10 protein-coding genes and 2 pseudogenes are annotated in these 14879 nt (G+C 64.6%); 5 read left to right on the top strand and 7 right to left on the bottom strand.

Annotated features, from left to right (window positions below):
- Positions 1 to 179 precede the first annotated feature (179 nt).
- From FAZ69_RS02125 to FAZ69_RS02135, 3 genes are all read right to left on the bottom strand, one after another.
- Entirely contained in the window at positions 180 to 2027 is a 1848-nt protein-coding gene (locus tag FAZ69_RS02125; protein WP_136892277.1) for an Hsp70 family protein, read from the bottom strand.
- Positions 2024 to 2596, bottom strand: a complete 573-nt coding sequence (locus FAZ69_RS02130; RefSeq protein ID WP_136892278.1) for a DUF2760 domain-containing protein — start codon at positions 2594 to 2596, stop codon at positions 2024 to 2026. Before FAZ69_RS02130 ends, FAZ69_RS02125 begins: the two co-directional genes overlap by 4 nt.
- 221 nt (positions 2597 to 2817) lie before the next feature.
- Positions 2818 to 3792: an AraC family transcriptional regulator gene (locus tag FAZ69_RS02135; protein WP_136892279.1), complete on the bottom strand. Its 975-nt coding sequence runs from the start codon at positions 3790 to 3792 to the stop codon at positions 2818 to 2820.
- Positions 3793 to 4012: 220 nt separating this feature from the next.
- Between FAZ69_RS02135 and FAZ69_RS02140 the strand changes: the two genes are divergently transcribed.
- The 4 genes and pseudogenes from FAZ69_RS02140 to FAZ69_RS02155 all read left to right on the top strand — a co-directional run bounded on the left by FAZ69_RS02140 (position 4013) and on the right by FAZ69_RS02155 (position 8225).
- Positions 4013 to 4987, top strand: a complete 975-nt coding sequence (locus tag FAZ69_RS02140) for a LysR family transcriptional regulator (protein WP_136892280.1) — start codon at positions 4013 to 4015, stop codon at positions 4985 to 4987.
- A 66-nt stretch (positions 4988 to 5053) separates the two neighbouring features.
- Positions 5054 to 6775 (top strand): ubiquinone-dependent pyruvate dehydrogenase, encoded by a 1722-nt coding sequence (gene poxB, locus FAZ69_RS02145; RefSeq protein WP_136892281.1) that lies wholly within the window; start codon positions 5054 to 5056, stop codon positions 6773 to 6775.
- 123 nt (positions 6776 to 6898) lie between these two features.
- Positions 6899 to 7024, top strand: a pseudogene (locus tag FAZ69_RS02150) (integrase core domain-containing protein); the annotation flags it as partial.
- 46 nt (positions 7025 to 7070) lie between these two features.
- Complete coding sequence (locus FAZ69_RS02155) at positions 7071 to 8225, top strand: hypothetical protein (RefSeq protein ID WP_136892282.1); 1155 nt, start codon at positions 7071 to 7073, stop codon at positions 8223 to 8225.
- Positions 8226 to 8360: 135 nt separating this feature from the next.
- Here FAZ69_RS02155 and FAZ69_RS02160 read toward each other — a convergent pair.
- Positions 8361 to 8717: pseudogene (locus FAZ69_RS02160) on the bottom strand (transposase domain-containing protein); the annotation flags it as partial.
- Between the two features lie 185 nt (positions 8718 to 8902).
- Entirely contained in the window at positions 8903 to 11188 is a 2286-nt protein-coding gene (locus FAZ69_RS02165) for an aconitate hydratase (protein ID WP_136892283.1), read from the bottom strand.
- Positions 11189 to 11292: 104 nt separating this feature from the next.
- Between FAZ69_RS02165 and FAZ69_RS02170 the strand changes: the two genes are divergently transcribed.
- Positions 11293 to 12186, top strand: coding sequence for a LysR family transcriptional regulator (locus FAZ69_RS02170; RefSeq protein ID WP_136892284.1), 894 nt, complete (start codon positions 11293 to 11295; stop codon positions 12184 to 12186).
- A gap of 38 nt (positions 12187 to 12224) precedes the next feature.
- Here the strand turns inward: FAZ69_RS02170 and murQ are convergent, their stop codons facing one another.
- On the bottom strand, positions 12225 to 13145 hold the full coding sequence (gene murQ, locus FAZ69_RS02175; RefSeq protein WP_136892285.1) for an N-acetylmuramic acid 6-phosphate etherase: 921 nt from the start codon (positions 13143 to 13145) through the stop codon (positions 12225 to 12227).
- A 253-nt stretch (positions 13146 to 13398) separates the two neighbouring features.
- Positions 13399 to 14796, bottom strand: a complete 1398-nt coding sequence (locus FAZ69_RS02180; RefSeq protein WP_136892286.1) for an MFS transporter — start codon at positions 14794 to 14796, stop codon at positions 13399 to 13401.
- Positions 14797 to 14879 lie beyond the last annotated feature (83 nt).

Genomic DNA, 14879 nt, shown 5'->3' on the forward strand with positions numbered 1-14879 from the left:
TTGGTTACTTTGGGCAAGACCAAAGTGACCCCGGTCCCGGGGAGGGACGGACCATACGGACCGCCGCGAATTCAAGTTTTACGAAAACCCAAGTTTTACGAAAACCCAAAATTTCAAGTTTTACGAAAACCCAAAATCCGCGATCCTTCACTTCAACCGACAGCCATTGATACCGAGCCTCAGTCGCTCACGCCACCGCGCACATCGAACTCGACCTTCCAGCGCTCGCCCGTGCCGCGCGGCACGGCTTCGAGCTCGAGCGTCCCGGCTTCGGTCACGCGGGCATGGAGCTTGACCGGCACGATCTCGCCGGGCGTGCGGCCTTCGGTCGGCAGCGTGGCCTGGATCTCTTCGAGTTCCTGAAGCTCGTCGGGCTGCCAGAAGTCGAGCAACGCGCCGACCTGATCCTGGCGCCGCACTGACGAGCCGAAGAAGCGGAAGTGCACCGGCTCGCCGACGACCAGTCCGAACTCCTGCGCCGGCAGTTCGGCTTCGGTGCCTTCCTCCATCCCGAACGGCGCGACGCAGAGCGCCTGGATCGGCGGCTCGAGCCCCGGCACCGCGGGCATCGCCGATTCGATCGCGATGTAGTACGCACGCGCCGTGCCGCCGCGAATCCGCACGCCTTGGCCGCGCCGCACATAGCCGTAATAAGCGGCGCCGCGCGCGACGGCGAGATCGAGGTCCGCGCCTTCGAGCAGCCGCGCGGCCGGCGCGCCTTCGGCGGAAAGCCAATCGTTGAGCGTCCGCATGACACGCTCGACGAGCAGCGGCGACTTGAACACGCCGCCGTTGAACAGCACCGCGGTGGGGTGCAGGAACGTCGCGCCTGCCGCGGCTTGAACCTGGACACCTTCGAGATCCGCGAGCGCGCCCACCTGGCGCGCGAGGAAGGCCGCGAGATGGCGCGTCACGGCGGCATCCTGCGCATAGGGCAGGCCCAGCTGCGTCAAGCCCGCGCGCGTCCGGCTCACGGGCCGCGCCGAGCTTTCGGCTTGCGGGAAGAAGCCTTCGAGAATCGTCAGCGTGAGTTCGGCGCGCGTGAGCTCGGTGCGGATCGAGCCGCCGATCAGCTTGGAGCCGCGGCTCGGCACGACGAGCGGCGCGGCGTCGAGATCGTCACGCGTGAGCAGCGTTTCCTTCGCGGCGCGGCACGCGTAGGTGAGGGCGCGCAGCTGCCACGGGTCGGCCTGCGTGCCGAGCGCAGCCAGCTTGCGCGCGACGACGTGGGCCAGCGCGAGATCCATGTTGTCGCCGCCAAGCAGGATGTGCTCGCCGACGGCCACGCGATGCAGTTCGAGGTTGCCCTCGCGCTCGACGACAGCGATCAGCGACAAGTCAGTCGTGCCGCCGCCGACGTCGACGACGAGGATGATGTCGCCGACCTTCACCTGCTTGCGCCACTGGCCGTTGCTCTTCTGGATCCAGCTGTAGAGCGCGGCTTGCGGCTCTTCGAGCAGCGTCATGCGCGCATAGCCGGCCGCCTGCGCGGCTTCCGCGGTCAGCTCGCGTGCAGCCGGATCGAACGAGGCCGGGATCGTGACGGTGATGTCCTGGTCGGCGAACGGCGCGTCGGGGTGCGCGTGGTCCCAGGCTTCGCGCAGGTGGGTGAGGTAGCGGATCGACGCTTCGAGCGGCGACACGCGTGCGACTTCCTCGGGCGCGTCGTTCGGCAGGATCGCCGCGCGGCGATCGACGCCCGGATGGCAGAGCCAGCTCTTCGCGCTCGAGACGAGGCGGATCGGCGTGGCCGCGCCGCGGCTGCGCGCGAGCTCGCCGACCGCGAAGCCGCGCTCCGCCGTCCACGGCAGGCTCAGGTCGCCGGGCGCGAGCTCGTTGGCGTGCGGCAGGTAGAGGAACGAGGGCAGCAGGTCGAGCGAGCCGGTCGCGCCCGGAGCCGTGAGCTGGGAGATCGGCAGCACTTGCTGAGCGGTCTTGTCGCCGTCGCTCGCGGCGACGTCGACATAGGAAAGCGCGCAGTGGGTCGTGCCGAGATCGATACCGATCGCGTAGCGCGTATCGCTCATAGCTCCACCTCGGCGGGGGCGATCACCGAAGCGTCATGGCTCTCGGCGAGCTTCGGCAGGCGCACGTCGGCGACGCGCCAGCCGCGGTGGCTGATGCTGCCGTGGAACGGCGGCTTGCCGACGACGTTGCCGGTCAGGCGGATAGCGGTGGCGTCGAAGCCGTCGGGCACCGTCACGCGGCTGCCTTCAGCCTCGTCGCGCACGGGACGGATCGTGAAGTGCTCGCGCAGCACGCGGCGGCAGCCGTCGTGGACGAGGCGCGCCGCGGCGCCGATATCGGTGTCGGAGTAGCTGACCACGTCCTCTTCGATGAAGTCGATGAAACGGGCTTCGCGCTGCAGGAGGCCGAGGAGCTGGAGCGCCGCGTCGGGCGTGGCTTCCTTCAGCGTGCGCACGACAGGCTGGGGCTGCGGTTGCGGCGCGGCAGCCGGCGTTGGGGCGGCGGGAATGCCCGGCGCTTCGCGCAGGCTGCGCACACGGGCAGCGAGATTGCGGTCACCGAGGATGCTGAAAAACGTTCCGACCGCGAGAGAAAATCTCCCGAAGAAAGACCCGTTCGAGTCGGTCATACGATGCTCCTGAGGTTTCGGCGCGCGGACGCTGGCCCGCGGCGGCAATAGGCGAAATCGGATCGAGGGCGGGGCGATGCCGCCCGGCGGCGCGCGGGTCACGCGGCGAGCATGGGCTCGCGGTGGGCGCCGGCACGTGCGCTATTGTAGTTGGACTTCACGGCCGGGCCTGAGGAACGCGCCGATCGCAAGGGGCGGCTGCGCATCGAAGAGTCGATCATTCACTCCGTCGTCACATAGCGCGGGGCCGATGGCTGCTCCGGTTCCTGTTGTGACGACGCGTCAATCCCCGTGCGCACGCGCCGCAATTCGTCGACCGGGCTCAGCCCGAACAGCCGCTTGAATTCGCGGCTGAATTGCGAAGCGCTCTCGTAGCCGACGCGCGCCGCCGCCGTGCTCGCATTCAATCCATCCTGCAGCATCAGGAGGCGCGCCTGATGCAGGCGCGTTGTCTTCACGTACTGCATCGGCGAGGTCGATGTCACCGCCTTGAATTGTGCGTGGAACACGGCAAGGCTCATGCCTGCTTCGCTCGCGAGCGTATCGACGTCGAGATCGCCGCGATAGTCGCTGTGGATGCGCCGCAGCGCCTTGGCGATACGGCCGAAGTGGTGCTGGTAGTTGAGCGCCGCGCGAATCGCGTTGCCCTGCACGCCGGTCAGCACGCGAAAGCAGATCTCGCGCACGATCGACGGCCCCAGGATGCGCGCCTCGAGCGGCGATGCGAGCGCTTCCAGCAGGCGCAGCACGGCGTCGCTGAGCGGCTTGTCGAGCGGCGTCGAGTAGATGCCTTGCGGATCGTTCAAGGCCGGGGCGCGCGTGTCGTCGATTTGCAGCAGCAGCTCAGCCGCCATCGTCAGGTCCACGCGGATCGAGATGCCGAGGAGCGGATGCTCCGCGCTCGCCTCGGTTTCGGCCTCGAACGGCAGCGGCACCGACAGCACCAGATATTGCTGCGCATCGTAGACGAACATCTTGTCGCCGAGATACCCCCGCTTGCGTCCCTGGCAGATGATCACGATGCACGGCTCGTACAGCACCGCGGTGCGCGGATGCGAACGGCTCGAGCGCATGAACTTGACGCCGTCGAGGCGCGAGTACGTTGCGCCCTCGGACGGCGCCAGCGTGGCGAGCAATTCGACCATCCGCTGCTGGGCGGGGCTGACGAAGGAGGTAGCCGGAGCAGTCGTTTCCATGATGAGAATGGCCCGTATGCGAGACAAGAGAATCAGGCTTGAAATCTAGCACCAAACCGGCGCGTCTAGTGTTCCATGAGAGTAATAGGCAAGTCTTCGAGATATTCAGGTATTCACGGGCTGGCGTCCGGTTCCTAAGATGGGAGCCCTGACGGACTCCGTCCTTTGTGTTCACACCGGAGCTCCGTGCCGCCCTCTTTGCTTGCCAGGAGAAAAGCCCGTGATCGACCGTGTCCAGGCGATGCGTACCTTCGTTCGCATCGTCGATACCCAAAGCTTCACGCGCGCCGCCCTTTCGCTCGACATTCCGCGCGCGACCGCCACCACCATTGTCCAGAACCTCGAAGCCATGCTCGGGGTGCAACTGCTGCAACGCACGACGCGCCGCCTGAACCTCACCGCCGAGGGTGCGGCGTACTACGAGCGCTGCGTGCAGATTCTCGCCGACATCGACGAAATGGAGGCGAGCCTGCGCGACGCCACCGACAACCTGCGCGGCCGCCTGCGCGTCGAAATGCCGGGCGCGATCGCGACCACGCTCGTGTTTCCCGCGCTCGACGATTTTCATGCGCGCTTTCCGCATGTCGATCTCGCGATCGGCTTGAGCAGCCGCACCGTCGACATGGTCGGCGAGGCGGTCGATTGCAGCGTGCAGCTCGGCGAATTGCCCGATTCGGGGCTCGTCGCGCGGCGTCTCGGCATGCTCGAGCAAGTGACGTGCGCGAGCCCCGACTATCTCGCGCGCCACGGTACGCCGATGACGCTCGACGACCTGGCTGGGCACGTCGCCGTCAATTGCATGGCCGAGGTGTGCGGCAGCGCGGCGCGCGGGGCCGAATTCGACTTCGAGGACGACGGCCGTGTCACGAGCGTCAGGGTGGAAGGCTTCGTGCAGGTCGCGGACGAGCATGCGTATCTGGCCTGCGGGCTCGAAGGGCTCGGCCTGATCCAGCCGTCGCGGATCGCCGCGCAGCCGTACCTCGATTCGGGGCAGTTGAAGGAAGTGCTGCCGCGCTATACGCCCGTGGCTGTGCCGGTCTCGGTCGCCTATTTGAAGAACCGGCGTGTCGCGCCGCGCGTGCGTGCGTTCGTCGATTGGCTCGCCGAGCTGTTCGAGCAGGCCGAGCTCGTCGGCAAGGATATGTCGCGTGTGCGTCAGCTGTTGCGCGGCTTGCATCCCGATGAAGTGAACTAGCTTGGCATTGCCGCCGCGAACGGTCTATCTTCCAACCACGTGCGGATACGTCGATGGGAGCGCGTCATGGCAAAGCAGACCGTTGCGGACTACCTGGCGAAGACATTGCAGGCGGCCGGCGTCGAGCGGATCTGGGGCGTGACGGGCGACAGCCTGAACGGCCTCTCCGACAGCCTCGGCAGGCTCGGCTCGATCCGCTGGATGCACACTCGCCACGAAGAAACGGCGGCGTTCGCAGCGGGCGCGGAGGCCGCGGCGACCGGCAAGCTCGCGGTCTGCGCGGGCAGTTGCGGGCCCGGCAACCTGCACCTGATCAATGGTCTGTTCGACTGTCACCGCAATCATCAGCCGGTGCTCGCGATCGCGGCGCACATTCCGTCCTCTGAGATCGGCCTGGGCTACTTCCAGGAGACGCATCCGCAGGTGCTCTTCAAGGAGTGCAGCCATTACGTCGAGCTCGTGAGCAACCCGCGGCAATTCCCGCGCGTGCTCGCCACGGCGATGCGCACCGCCATCGACGAGCATGGCGTCGCTGTCGTCGTGCTGCCCGGCGACGTCGCGCTGGCCGAGGCGCCGGAAGAGGAGGCGCAGTGGGCGCAGCCCGGGGCGTCGGCGACGGTGCCGTCGTCGGCCGATCTCGACCGGCTCGTGAAGCTGCTCGACGCATCGGATGCGGTGACGCTCCTCTGCGGCAGCGGCTGCGCCGGGGCGCACGACGAAGTCGTCGCGCTCGCCGACCTGCTCGGTGCGCCTGTCGTGCATGCGCTGCGCGGCAAGCAGTACGTGGAGTGGGACAACCCCAACGACGTCGGCATGACCGGCCTCATCGGCTTTTCCTCGGGGTATCACGCGATGATGTCGTGCGACACGCTGCTGATGCTCGGCACCGATTTCCCGTACCGCAACTTCTATCCGCCGCAAGCGAGCATCGCGCAGATAGACCGGCGCGCAGCCGCGCTCGGGCGGCGCGCGCCGCTCAAGCTGGGCCTCGTCGGCAACGTGCGCGAGACGCTGCAGGACCTGCTGCCGAGGCTCGCGCGCAAAGCGAACCGGCATTTCATCGGGCGGGCGCTCAAGCACTATCAGGCGGCGCGCAAAGGGCTCGACGAGCTGGCGCGGCCGTCGGCGCCCGGGCGGCCGATTCATCCGCAGTACCTGACCCGGATCGTCGACCAGATCGCAGCCGTTGACGCCGCCTTCACTGTGGACGTCGGCACGCCGACGCTATGGGCCGCGCGCTATCTGACGATGAACGGCAAGCGCTCGCTGCACGGTTCGTTCAATCACGGCTCGATGGCCAACGCGATGCCGCAGGCGCTCGGCGCACAGGCGGCGCATCCGGGGAGGCAGGTGGTGTCGCTGTCGGGCGACGGCGGGCTCTCGATGATGATGGGCGACTTGCTGACCGCGCGGCAGCTCGACTTGCCGATCAAGGTGGTCGTCTTCAACAACGGCACGCTCGGCTTCGTCGCCATGGAGATGAAGGCCGGCGGCTATCTCGACAACGGCACGGATCTCGCCGCGACGAATTTCGCCGACATCGCGAACGGGGCGGGGATCTTCGGCGTGCGGGTCGAGGAATCGGAGCAATTGGCCGAAGCGCTGAGGCTCGCGTTCTCGAAGCCGGGGCCGGCGTTGGTCGATGTCGTGACGTCGAAGTACGAGTTGGCAATGCCGCCGAAGATTCAATGGGAGCAGGCGAAGGGCTTCAGTCTCTATATGCTGCGCGCGGTGTTGAACGGGCGTGGTGATGAGGTCGTGGAGCTGGCGCATACGAATTTGCGCTGAGGGTTGCTTCGGGTTTCGCGCGAGTGAGAGCGTGCGGACTTCGCCGGTCCGCACGCTCTTGTTTTTATGGGTATCGGTATTTGGTGATTGATACCGGCGGTCTCTGCTGCATCGCAAAAATTGGGCGTGCCAACCGCGCTCTCACATCTGGCTGCTGCTTTCGTGCACTACAATGAGCGCCACCCGCACAAAGCGTTGAGATACCGCTCGTCTCGGGAGTTTCGGCGAGCCGCCGCGTCATTAACTTAACGGTGTCTGGTTGTCCTGACTTACAGGGGCAACTCCAGGAGTCGAGATGGAAAAAGCTCAAAAAGATCAGCCGCACTCGCAACCTTCACAATCGGCTATTCAGGGCAAAAGTGGTGCAGGTGTCGAGGCCCCAAGCGCGCGGCAACTTATTCAACGAGAAGTCCTGACAAGTCACAGTCCGCAAGCAGCCAAGTTGACTCAGATGGCGGCAATGAGCGAGGGTAGTCCGCGATTGGCGGCGCAGCGTAGGCAAGCCAATATGCTCCACCACAGTCCACGTATGGCCGTGCAAAGAAGCGTATTGGATTCGACTCGCAGCGGTGTGCATCCCGTCATACAACGGCAGTCGCAAGAAAAGATCGAAGGGACAGTGCCTGTACAGCGGATGCTAAAGATAACTGGCGGGGAAGCGGTGGCGAACGTTCAAAATATCACGAGCAGCGCCATGTATGGGAAATTAATAAAAGAAACAGGCCTTGGGGAAAAGAAGGAAGTCGTCGAGTTTCTTCTGTCCCAGTATTTGAGCGATGAAAATGTTGAAGCCTTCATAAATTATCAGCATTTGAAAGATGCGGTTCTATATGATGCGCGGACACGATCTTTTGTGAAAGGTCAAAAGGTTGATTTCGATAAAAAAATGTCCGTGCAAGAAGAGTTCATGACTCGACGTGGATGGAAGGCGAAATCTCTTCATAAAACGAATCCAGCCGTCAATCCGAATGTTGTGCGGCGAACGGGGAAAAATGCGCCTACAAATCTCAGGCTTTATCGAAACATGAGCCAGGATGAGGCCAATGCGATATTGAAAGATAAAGATTATTCCAAGGTTGGGGCTCATTTGGGTGACTATAAACAAGCGCTCGATTATTTTCATAGGGATACAAATCCACCCAATTTCCTGGTCGAATTTGTGCTGAAGCGAGAGGAAGAGAAAACTCTTTTTTCTGATGATTTGGCCATACAGGAAGGGCAGGATGATGATAAAAAGCCGGTCGGCAGGATAAAAAATGCAACGGGCGCGAAGAATAAGGGAAACAGAGCCGAAGGCGCGCACGAAGATTATATTGGAATCAAAGCGGAGTCGAAGGGGGATGCCGGTTTCAGTATTTCGCTTAGTGGAGGAGTCAAGGCGAAATTTGCAGAAATGGTAAGCTCCGCAAAATTGCTGATGACAAAGCGGCAGAATGGAGAAATAGACTAAGCTTCCCCTGAAATTTTGCCTTCCATGAGGTCGTGTATAAATTCAACGGAAAGGAAGGAAATCAGGCATGTTCAGGGTGCCGAAACTGAACCACACGTAAGCGCTCACCGAGGGCCGTAGCTCAGGTTGTTGACTTTACCGAATGGGTGCGGCTTTTGCCGCTGCGGGCAGATGCGGCGCGACGTTCCACGGCGGCAGTTCGTCGATGCGGTTGACGGGGTGATCGGCAATGCGCTCGATGACGTAATGCAGGTACGCTTCGGGATCGATCCCGTTAAGACGTGCCGAGCCGATCAGGCTGTACATCGCGGCAGCGCGCTCGCCGCCGGAGTCGGCCCCGGCAAACAGATAATTGCGCCTTCCGATGGCTATACCGCGCAACGCCCGCTCCGCGATCAGGTTGTCAATCTCCGCGCAGCCGTCAGAGCAGTAATAGACGAGTGCCGCCCAACGATTGAACCCATAGTTGATCGCTCCCGTCGTCTCGGATCTGCCTCCCCATCAACGTCCGTTGGTTGATGGGGAGCGGCCGCTCGAACGGCCTGACCGTGTAGATGCCCGACGGCGGCTAGTGGCTGTTCTGCGCCACCTCGATAGCCACTTGCATCCCGCCGCTTTCACTGCGCCGCACAACGACAAATCAACCGCGGAATACGGATACCGGTTTTTATACAGCGCTACGCCGCCTTGCGATGATGAAACAAGTTCAACGCCGAGCCCGCGCGGAACCATTCGAGCTGCGCCGCGCTATACGTGTGCTTGAGCCACAGCGTCTCCTCTTTGCCGTCGGCATGCATCAGGCGGCATTCGACTTCCTTGCCCGGCGCGAGCGCTGACAATCCCGGCAGGTCGATACGGTCGTCGGCACGCACGCGCTCGTAGTCGGCGGGATCGGCGAACGTCAGCGCGAGCAGCCCTTGCTTCTTCAGGTTCGATTCGTGGATGCGCGCGAAGCTGCGCGCGATCACGGCCGCGCCGCCCAGCAAGCGCGGCGAAAGCGCCGCATGCTCGCGGCTGCTGCCCTCGCCATAGTTGAAGTCGCCGATCACGAGCCAGCGCAGCTTCGCGTCGCGATAGCGGCGCGCCGCTTGCGCGGGCGTGATGCCGTATTCGCCGCTCAACTGATCGGCGGTCGTGCCGATGTTGCCCGTATAGGCGTTGGTCGCGCCGTTCAGCAGGTTGTCGCTGAACTTGTCGAGGTGGCCGCGAAAGCGCAGCCACGGGCCGGCGGGCGAGATGTGGTCGGTCGTGGTCTTGCCGCGCGTCTTGATGAGCACGGGCAGGTTCGCGAAGTCGTGGCCGTCCCAGGCAGGCCATGGATGCATCAGCTGGATGCGCTCGCTGTGCGGATCGACAGCCAGCTCGATCGCACGGCCGTCCGCGGGTGGCGCGACGTAGGTCGTGCGGCCCGGTTCGAACGCGGCGGGCGGCACTTCGGGCGCGGGCTTGGGCGGCGTGAGCGCGAACGGCTTGCCGTCAGCGCCCGTGAGCGTATCGGTCAGCGGGTTGAACGAGAGGCGGCCGGCGAGCGCGAATGCGGTGACGATCTCGGGGCTCGCGATCAGGTTCATCGTCGATGGCGAGCCGTCGTTGCGGCGCGGGAAATTGCGGTTGTACGAAGTGACGATCGTGTTTGGCGCGGCGTAGGCCTGCGGGTCGCGGCGCCATTGCCCGATGCAGGGGCCGCAGGCGTTGGCGAGCACGTTGCCGCCGATCCTGGAGAGCGCGTCGAGCTGCCCGTCGCGTTCGATCGTCGCGCGCACCTGCTCCGAGCCCGGCGTCACGAGGAACGGCACGGCGGCCTTCACGCCGTGCGCGCTTGCTTGGGCGGCGACGTCGGCGGCGCGGCTCATGTCTTCGTACGACGAGTTCGTGCAGCTGCCGATCAAGGCGGCCGAGATGGTCTCGGGAATGAGGTTGCCGGCTGTTTTCAGCTCGGCCGCCAGCTGCGAGATCGGCCGTGCGCGATCGGGCGAGTGCGGGCCGACGACGTGCGGCTCGAGCGTCGACAGGTCGATGCGGATCACGCGGTCGTAGTAGCGCTCGGGGTTGGCTTCCACTTCGGCGTCGGGTGCGAGCAGATGCGCGTACTGCCGCACGAGCGGCGCGAGCTCGCCGCGGCCGGTGGCGTCGAGATAGGTCAGCATCTTGTCGTCGGCGGGGAACATCGACGTCGTTGCGCCGAGCTCGGCGCCCATGTTCGTGATGGTCGCCTTGCCGGTCGCGCTGATCGTGCGCGCGCCGGGGCCGATGTACTCGACGATCGCGTTGGTGCCGCCCGACACGGTGAGCTGGCCCGCGACGCAAAGAATCACGTCCTTGGGCGCGGTCCAGCCGCTCAGCTTGCCGGTGAGATGGACAGCGATCCGCTTCGGATACAGCACTTCCCAGGGCAGGCCTGCGATCGTCTCGACCGCGTCTGCGCCGCCGACGCCTACCGCGCATGCGCCGAGCCCGCCTGCGTTCGGCGTGTGAGAATCGGTGCCGATGATGAGCGCGCCGGGAAACGCGTAGTTTTCCAGAACGACCTGATGGATGATGCCCGCGCCCGGCTCCCAGAAACCGGCACCGTATTTCGCGGCGGCGCTGCGCAGGAAGTCGTAGACCTCGTGATTCTCGACGATCGACGCGCGCAGGTCCGCGATGCTGCCGGTGCGCGCCTGGATCAGGTGATCGCAGTGAATGCTGGCCGGCACGGCGACGCGCTCGCGCCGCGTCTGCATGAACTGCAGCATGCCGGTCTGGCCGAGCACGTCCTGGAACACGACGCGATCGGGGCGCAGCATCAGGTAGCTGCTGCCCGATACGAGCTCCTGCTGCTCGGGGTCGTCGAGATGGCCGAGCAATACCTTGTCGGCGAGCGTGAGCGGCTGGTTCTTGCGGCGGCGAACGATGGCGAGCTTTTGCTCCATCTGTGCGTAGAGCGCGGTGGCCATGGCCACGGGGGATTCGATTGCGGACATCGCGGTTTCCTCTTTTGTGGGGTGGGGTGTGAGGTGCCGCAAGTTTGCGCACCCGCGATGTCTGCGTAAAATGAATTTATTCTGCGAATTGGTTCATTTTTCTTATGAAAATCGATACCCTGGGCGTGCAGGCATTTGTCGCGATTGCCGATCGAGGCAGCTTCCAGAACGCCGCCGACGAGCTTCACGTCACGCAAACGGCGATCACGCAGCGCTTGCGCAAGCTCGAGGATTTTCTCGGCGTGACGCTGATCGAGCGCACGACGCGCTCGATCGCGCTGACGCGCATCGGCCGCGAGTTCCTGCCGCAAGCGCGGCGTCTGCTCGAAGAGCTGTCGCATGCGCTGATCGAGATCCGCGAGACGGGCAAGGCCGAGCGTGGCGATGTGTCGATCGCCTGCGTGCCGACCGTCGGCGTGCAGTATTTGCCGCGCATCATGCAGGAGTATTCGGCGCGCTATCCGCACAATCGCATCAAGATTCTCGATCATGCTTCTTCCGCCGTGGCCGATGCGGTGCTGCATCGCGAAGCCGAATTCGGCATCAATATCGCGGGCGCGCATCATCCGGAACTGTCGGCGATTCCGCTGATCGAGGACCAGTACGTGCTGATCTGCGACGACATGCATCCGCTCGCCAAGCGCAAACGCGTGACATGGCGGCAATTGCAGCCGTATCCGCTGATCTTCGCGGGGCAAGTGAGCGGCAACCGCGCGCCGCTCGATCTCGCGCTCGGCGTGAGTGAACTGACGTTGCAGTCGTTCTATGAGGTGCAGCGCAGCTCGACGGCGGTGGGGCTTGTCGCTGAGCGGGTGGCTGCCGCCGTCGTGCCGCGGCTGGCGATTCAGAAGGGCGCGTATCCGAGCATCCGGATGGTCGAGCTGGTGGAGCCTGTCGTGTCGCGCACGCTCGTGCTGGTGGCGCGCAAGAGCGCGCGGCTCTCGCCGGCGGCGCAGGCGCTGTACGACATGATTCGCAAGCGGGCGATGGTGAGGTAGGGGACGGCGTTGGATGCTGCGCGGCCTTCGGTCAGCGATCAGTCCGCGCCGAGCGCATCGAGCGCAGCCCGCACGTGCCCGTTGGTCCGCTCGAGAACGGCGTTCGCTTCCTGAAGGCTGACGCCGGCGCGAATCATCACGATGGCCGTCTTGCAGTGATGCTCGCTGAGCTCCAGTGCCTCGCAGGCCTGGTTCCGAGAACAGCCGCAGGCGGCGATGACGATCTGTATCTGCCGCTCGATCAGCTTTGCACTGGTCGCTTCGACATCGACCATGAGATTTCCGAACACCTTGCCGAGCCGGATCATGGCGCCTGTCGAAAGCATGTTCAGGATGAGCTTCTGGACAGTTCCAGCCTTCAGGCGCGACGAGCCCGTTACGGCCTCCGGACCGACGACGGGCGTGATTGCGATATCGGCCATCGATGCCATCGCGCTCCCTGGGTTGCAGGTGATCGAGATGGTCCGCGCACCAAGCGAGGCGGCCCATTTCATGGCGCCGATGACATAGGGCGTGCGCCCGCTGGCGGCGATTCCCACCAGGATGTCCCGGTCGCGGAATCCGATGTTCTGAAGGTCGATTTGCCCTGCGTCGGCGTCGTCCTCGGCGAATTCGATTGCACCGACAATCGCGTCGGGGCCGCCCGCAATCAACCCCTGAACCATCGCCGGAGCGACGCCGAAGGTTGGCGGGCATTCGCTGGCATCCAGGATGCCGAGGCGCCCCGACGTGCCCGCGCCGACATAGATCAGGCGTCCGCCCCGCGACAGCGCCTCTGCAATGGCGTCGACCGCCGTCGCGACAGCAGGAAGAACCGCTTCGGCGGCGAGGGCAACCTTCTGGTCTTCCGCATTGAGGATTCGCAACATGGTCAGCGTGTCGACACGGTCAATCCGTTCGCTGGCCGGATTGCGTTGCTCCGTGATCAGCTCGTTCAGCGGGATCGGTGCGTCGTCCATGAAGACGTATCCTTTTAATTTGTTGTTTGGATAGTTTATTCCTTGGCGGCGGCCCACGGGATCGTTGAGCGCGGTGACTGACCTGCTTTTCATGGTGCTCGTGCAAAGCCACGCTTCGCGAAACGATTTGATCAGGGATACGCAGGCGCTGATCAATGGGCTGACGGACGGGGGCCGAACCGAGGATTGGCCGGGCCGCGATAGGCCGGGCCGCGATCGGCCGGGAGGCTGCCCATCTCCCTCGGTAAGCGGCTCACCCCCGCGTCCCTCGCGCAATCTCATCCCCGGCGTTCGGCTCCAGCCGCCGCGTAATCGGTATCGAGCCGAACGAGAACAGCCCGACCACCACGAACGCCGGCCAGAAATCCGACCACATGATGTGCGCGTGCCCATGCAGCGCGCGCGAGATCTGCAGCACGATCCCCGCGACGGTCACGCCGAGCCCGAGCGACATCTGCTGCACGACGCTGCCGAGGCTGGTGGCACGGCCGGCGTCGCGGCTGTCGATGTCGGCGTAGATCATCGAGTTGAGGCTCGTGAACTGCAGCGCCGGGAAAAAACCGCCGAACAGCACGATGACCCAGATCAGCCAGACCGGCATGCCGGGAACGAAGGTGCCGCAGGCCGCGATCGCGATGCCGGCGAACATCGCGTTATAGATCAGCACCGTGCGGAAGCCGTAGCGGCGCAGCACGGTGGAGGTGAGCGAGCGCATGAACATGCCGCCGAACGCCGAGGCGCAAGTGATCGCACCCGACTGGAACGCCGACATGCCCAGCCCCTCCTGCAGCGAGAGCGGCAAGAGGAACGGCACCGCGCCGAGCCCGATCCGGAACATCGATCCGCCGAGCACGCTCGCCCGATAAGTGGGAATGCGCAGGAACGCCAGGTCGAGCAGCGGCCGCGCCGCGCGCTGGGCGTACAGCACGTACAGCACGAGCAGGAGCGCGCCGATCACGCACATTTCGAACGCCGTGCGCGCCGAGACGAGCTCGCCGTCGATCAGCGACAGCCCCAAGAGCAACAGCGACGCGCCGAACGCGGAGAGCACGAAGCCGACCCAGTCGAGCGGTCCTGGATGCGGCTCGTGCGAATTGACGATGTGCTTGTTGGTCAGGTAGATGCCGAGAACGCCGACCGGCACGTTGATGAAGAAGATCAGGCGCCAGTGCAGGTAAGTGGTGATGAACCCGCCCAGGAGCGGAGCGACCGCTGGAGCGAGGAGCGCGGGCATGCTCAGGTAGTTCATCGCGCGCACGAACTCCGCCTTCGGCACGACGCGGAAGATGATGATGCGGCCGACCGGCACCATCATCGCGCCGCCCACGCCCTGGATGAAGCGCGCGAGCGTGAAGGTGTCGAGCGACCGCGAAGCGGCGCACATCAGGGAGCCGGCCACGAAGATGCCGATCGCCGTGCGGAAGATGGTGCGGGCGCCGAAGCGGTCGGCGAACCAGCCGCACACGGGGATGAAGACGCCGAGCCCCATCACGTAGCTGATGACGCCGATCTTGAGCGCGACCGGATCGCTGCCGAAATCGCGGGCCATCGAGGGGAGTGCCGTGACGATGATGTTGGCATCGACGCTTTCCATGAACATCGCGCACGCGACGATGAGGGGGACCAGGAAAGCTCGGATGGCAAGCGGCATGGAAGACGGCGCGAGCGATGGCAGCGGCAAAGCGCTGATTATGCGCCTACTTCAATCGCGTTGGGGAGGGGGATGGTGCGTCT

This window comes from Trinickia terrae (assembly GCF_005144415.1).
In the GTDB taxonomy this organism is placed as follows: Bacteria; Pseudomonadota; Gammaproteobacteria; order Burkholderiales; family Burkholderiaceae; genus Trinickia_A; species Trinickia_A terrae.

Coding starts and splice junctions, on each gene's coding strand:
- FAZ69_RS02125 (WP_136892277.1), bottom strand. CDS start 2,027: ATGAGCGATACGCGCTACGCGATCGGTATCGATCTCGGCACGACCCAC.
- FAZ69_RS02130 (WP_136892278.1), bottom strand. CDS start 2,596: ATGACCGACTCGAACGGGTCTTTCTTCGGGAGATTTTCTCTCGCGGTC.
- FAZ69_RS02135 (WP_136892279.1), bottom strand. CDS start 3,792: ATGGAAACGACTGCTCCGGCTACCTCCTTCGTCAGCCCCGCCCAGCAG.
- poxB (WP_136892281.1), top strand. CDS start 5,054: ATGGCAAAGCAGACCGTTGCGGACTACCTGGCGAAGACATTGCAGGCG.
- FAZ69_RS02155 (WP_136892282.1), top strand. CDS start 7,071: ATGGAAAAAGCTCAAAAAGATCAGCCGCACTCGCAACCTTCACAATCG.
- FAZ69_RS02165 (WP_136892283.1), bottom strand. CDS start 11,188: ATGTCCGCAATCGAATCCCCCGTGGCCATGGCCACCGCGCTCTACGCA.
- FAZ69_RS02170 (WP_136892284.1), top strand. CDS start 11,293: ATGAAAATCGATACCCTGGGCGTGCAGGCATTTGTCGCGATTGCCGAT.
- murQ (WP_136892285.1), bottom strand. CDS start 13,145: ATGGACGACGCACCGATCCCGCTGAACGAGCTGATCACGGAGCAACGC.
- FAZ69_RS02180 (WP_136892286.1), bottom strand. CDS start 14,796: ATGCCGCTTGCCATCCGAGCTTTCCTGGTCCCCCTCATCGTCGCGTGC.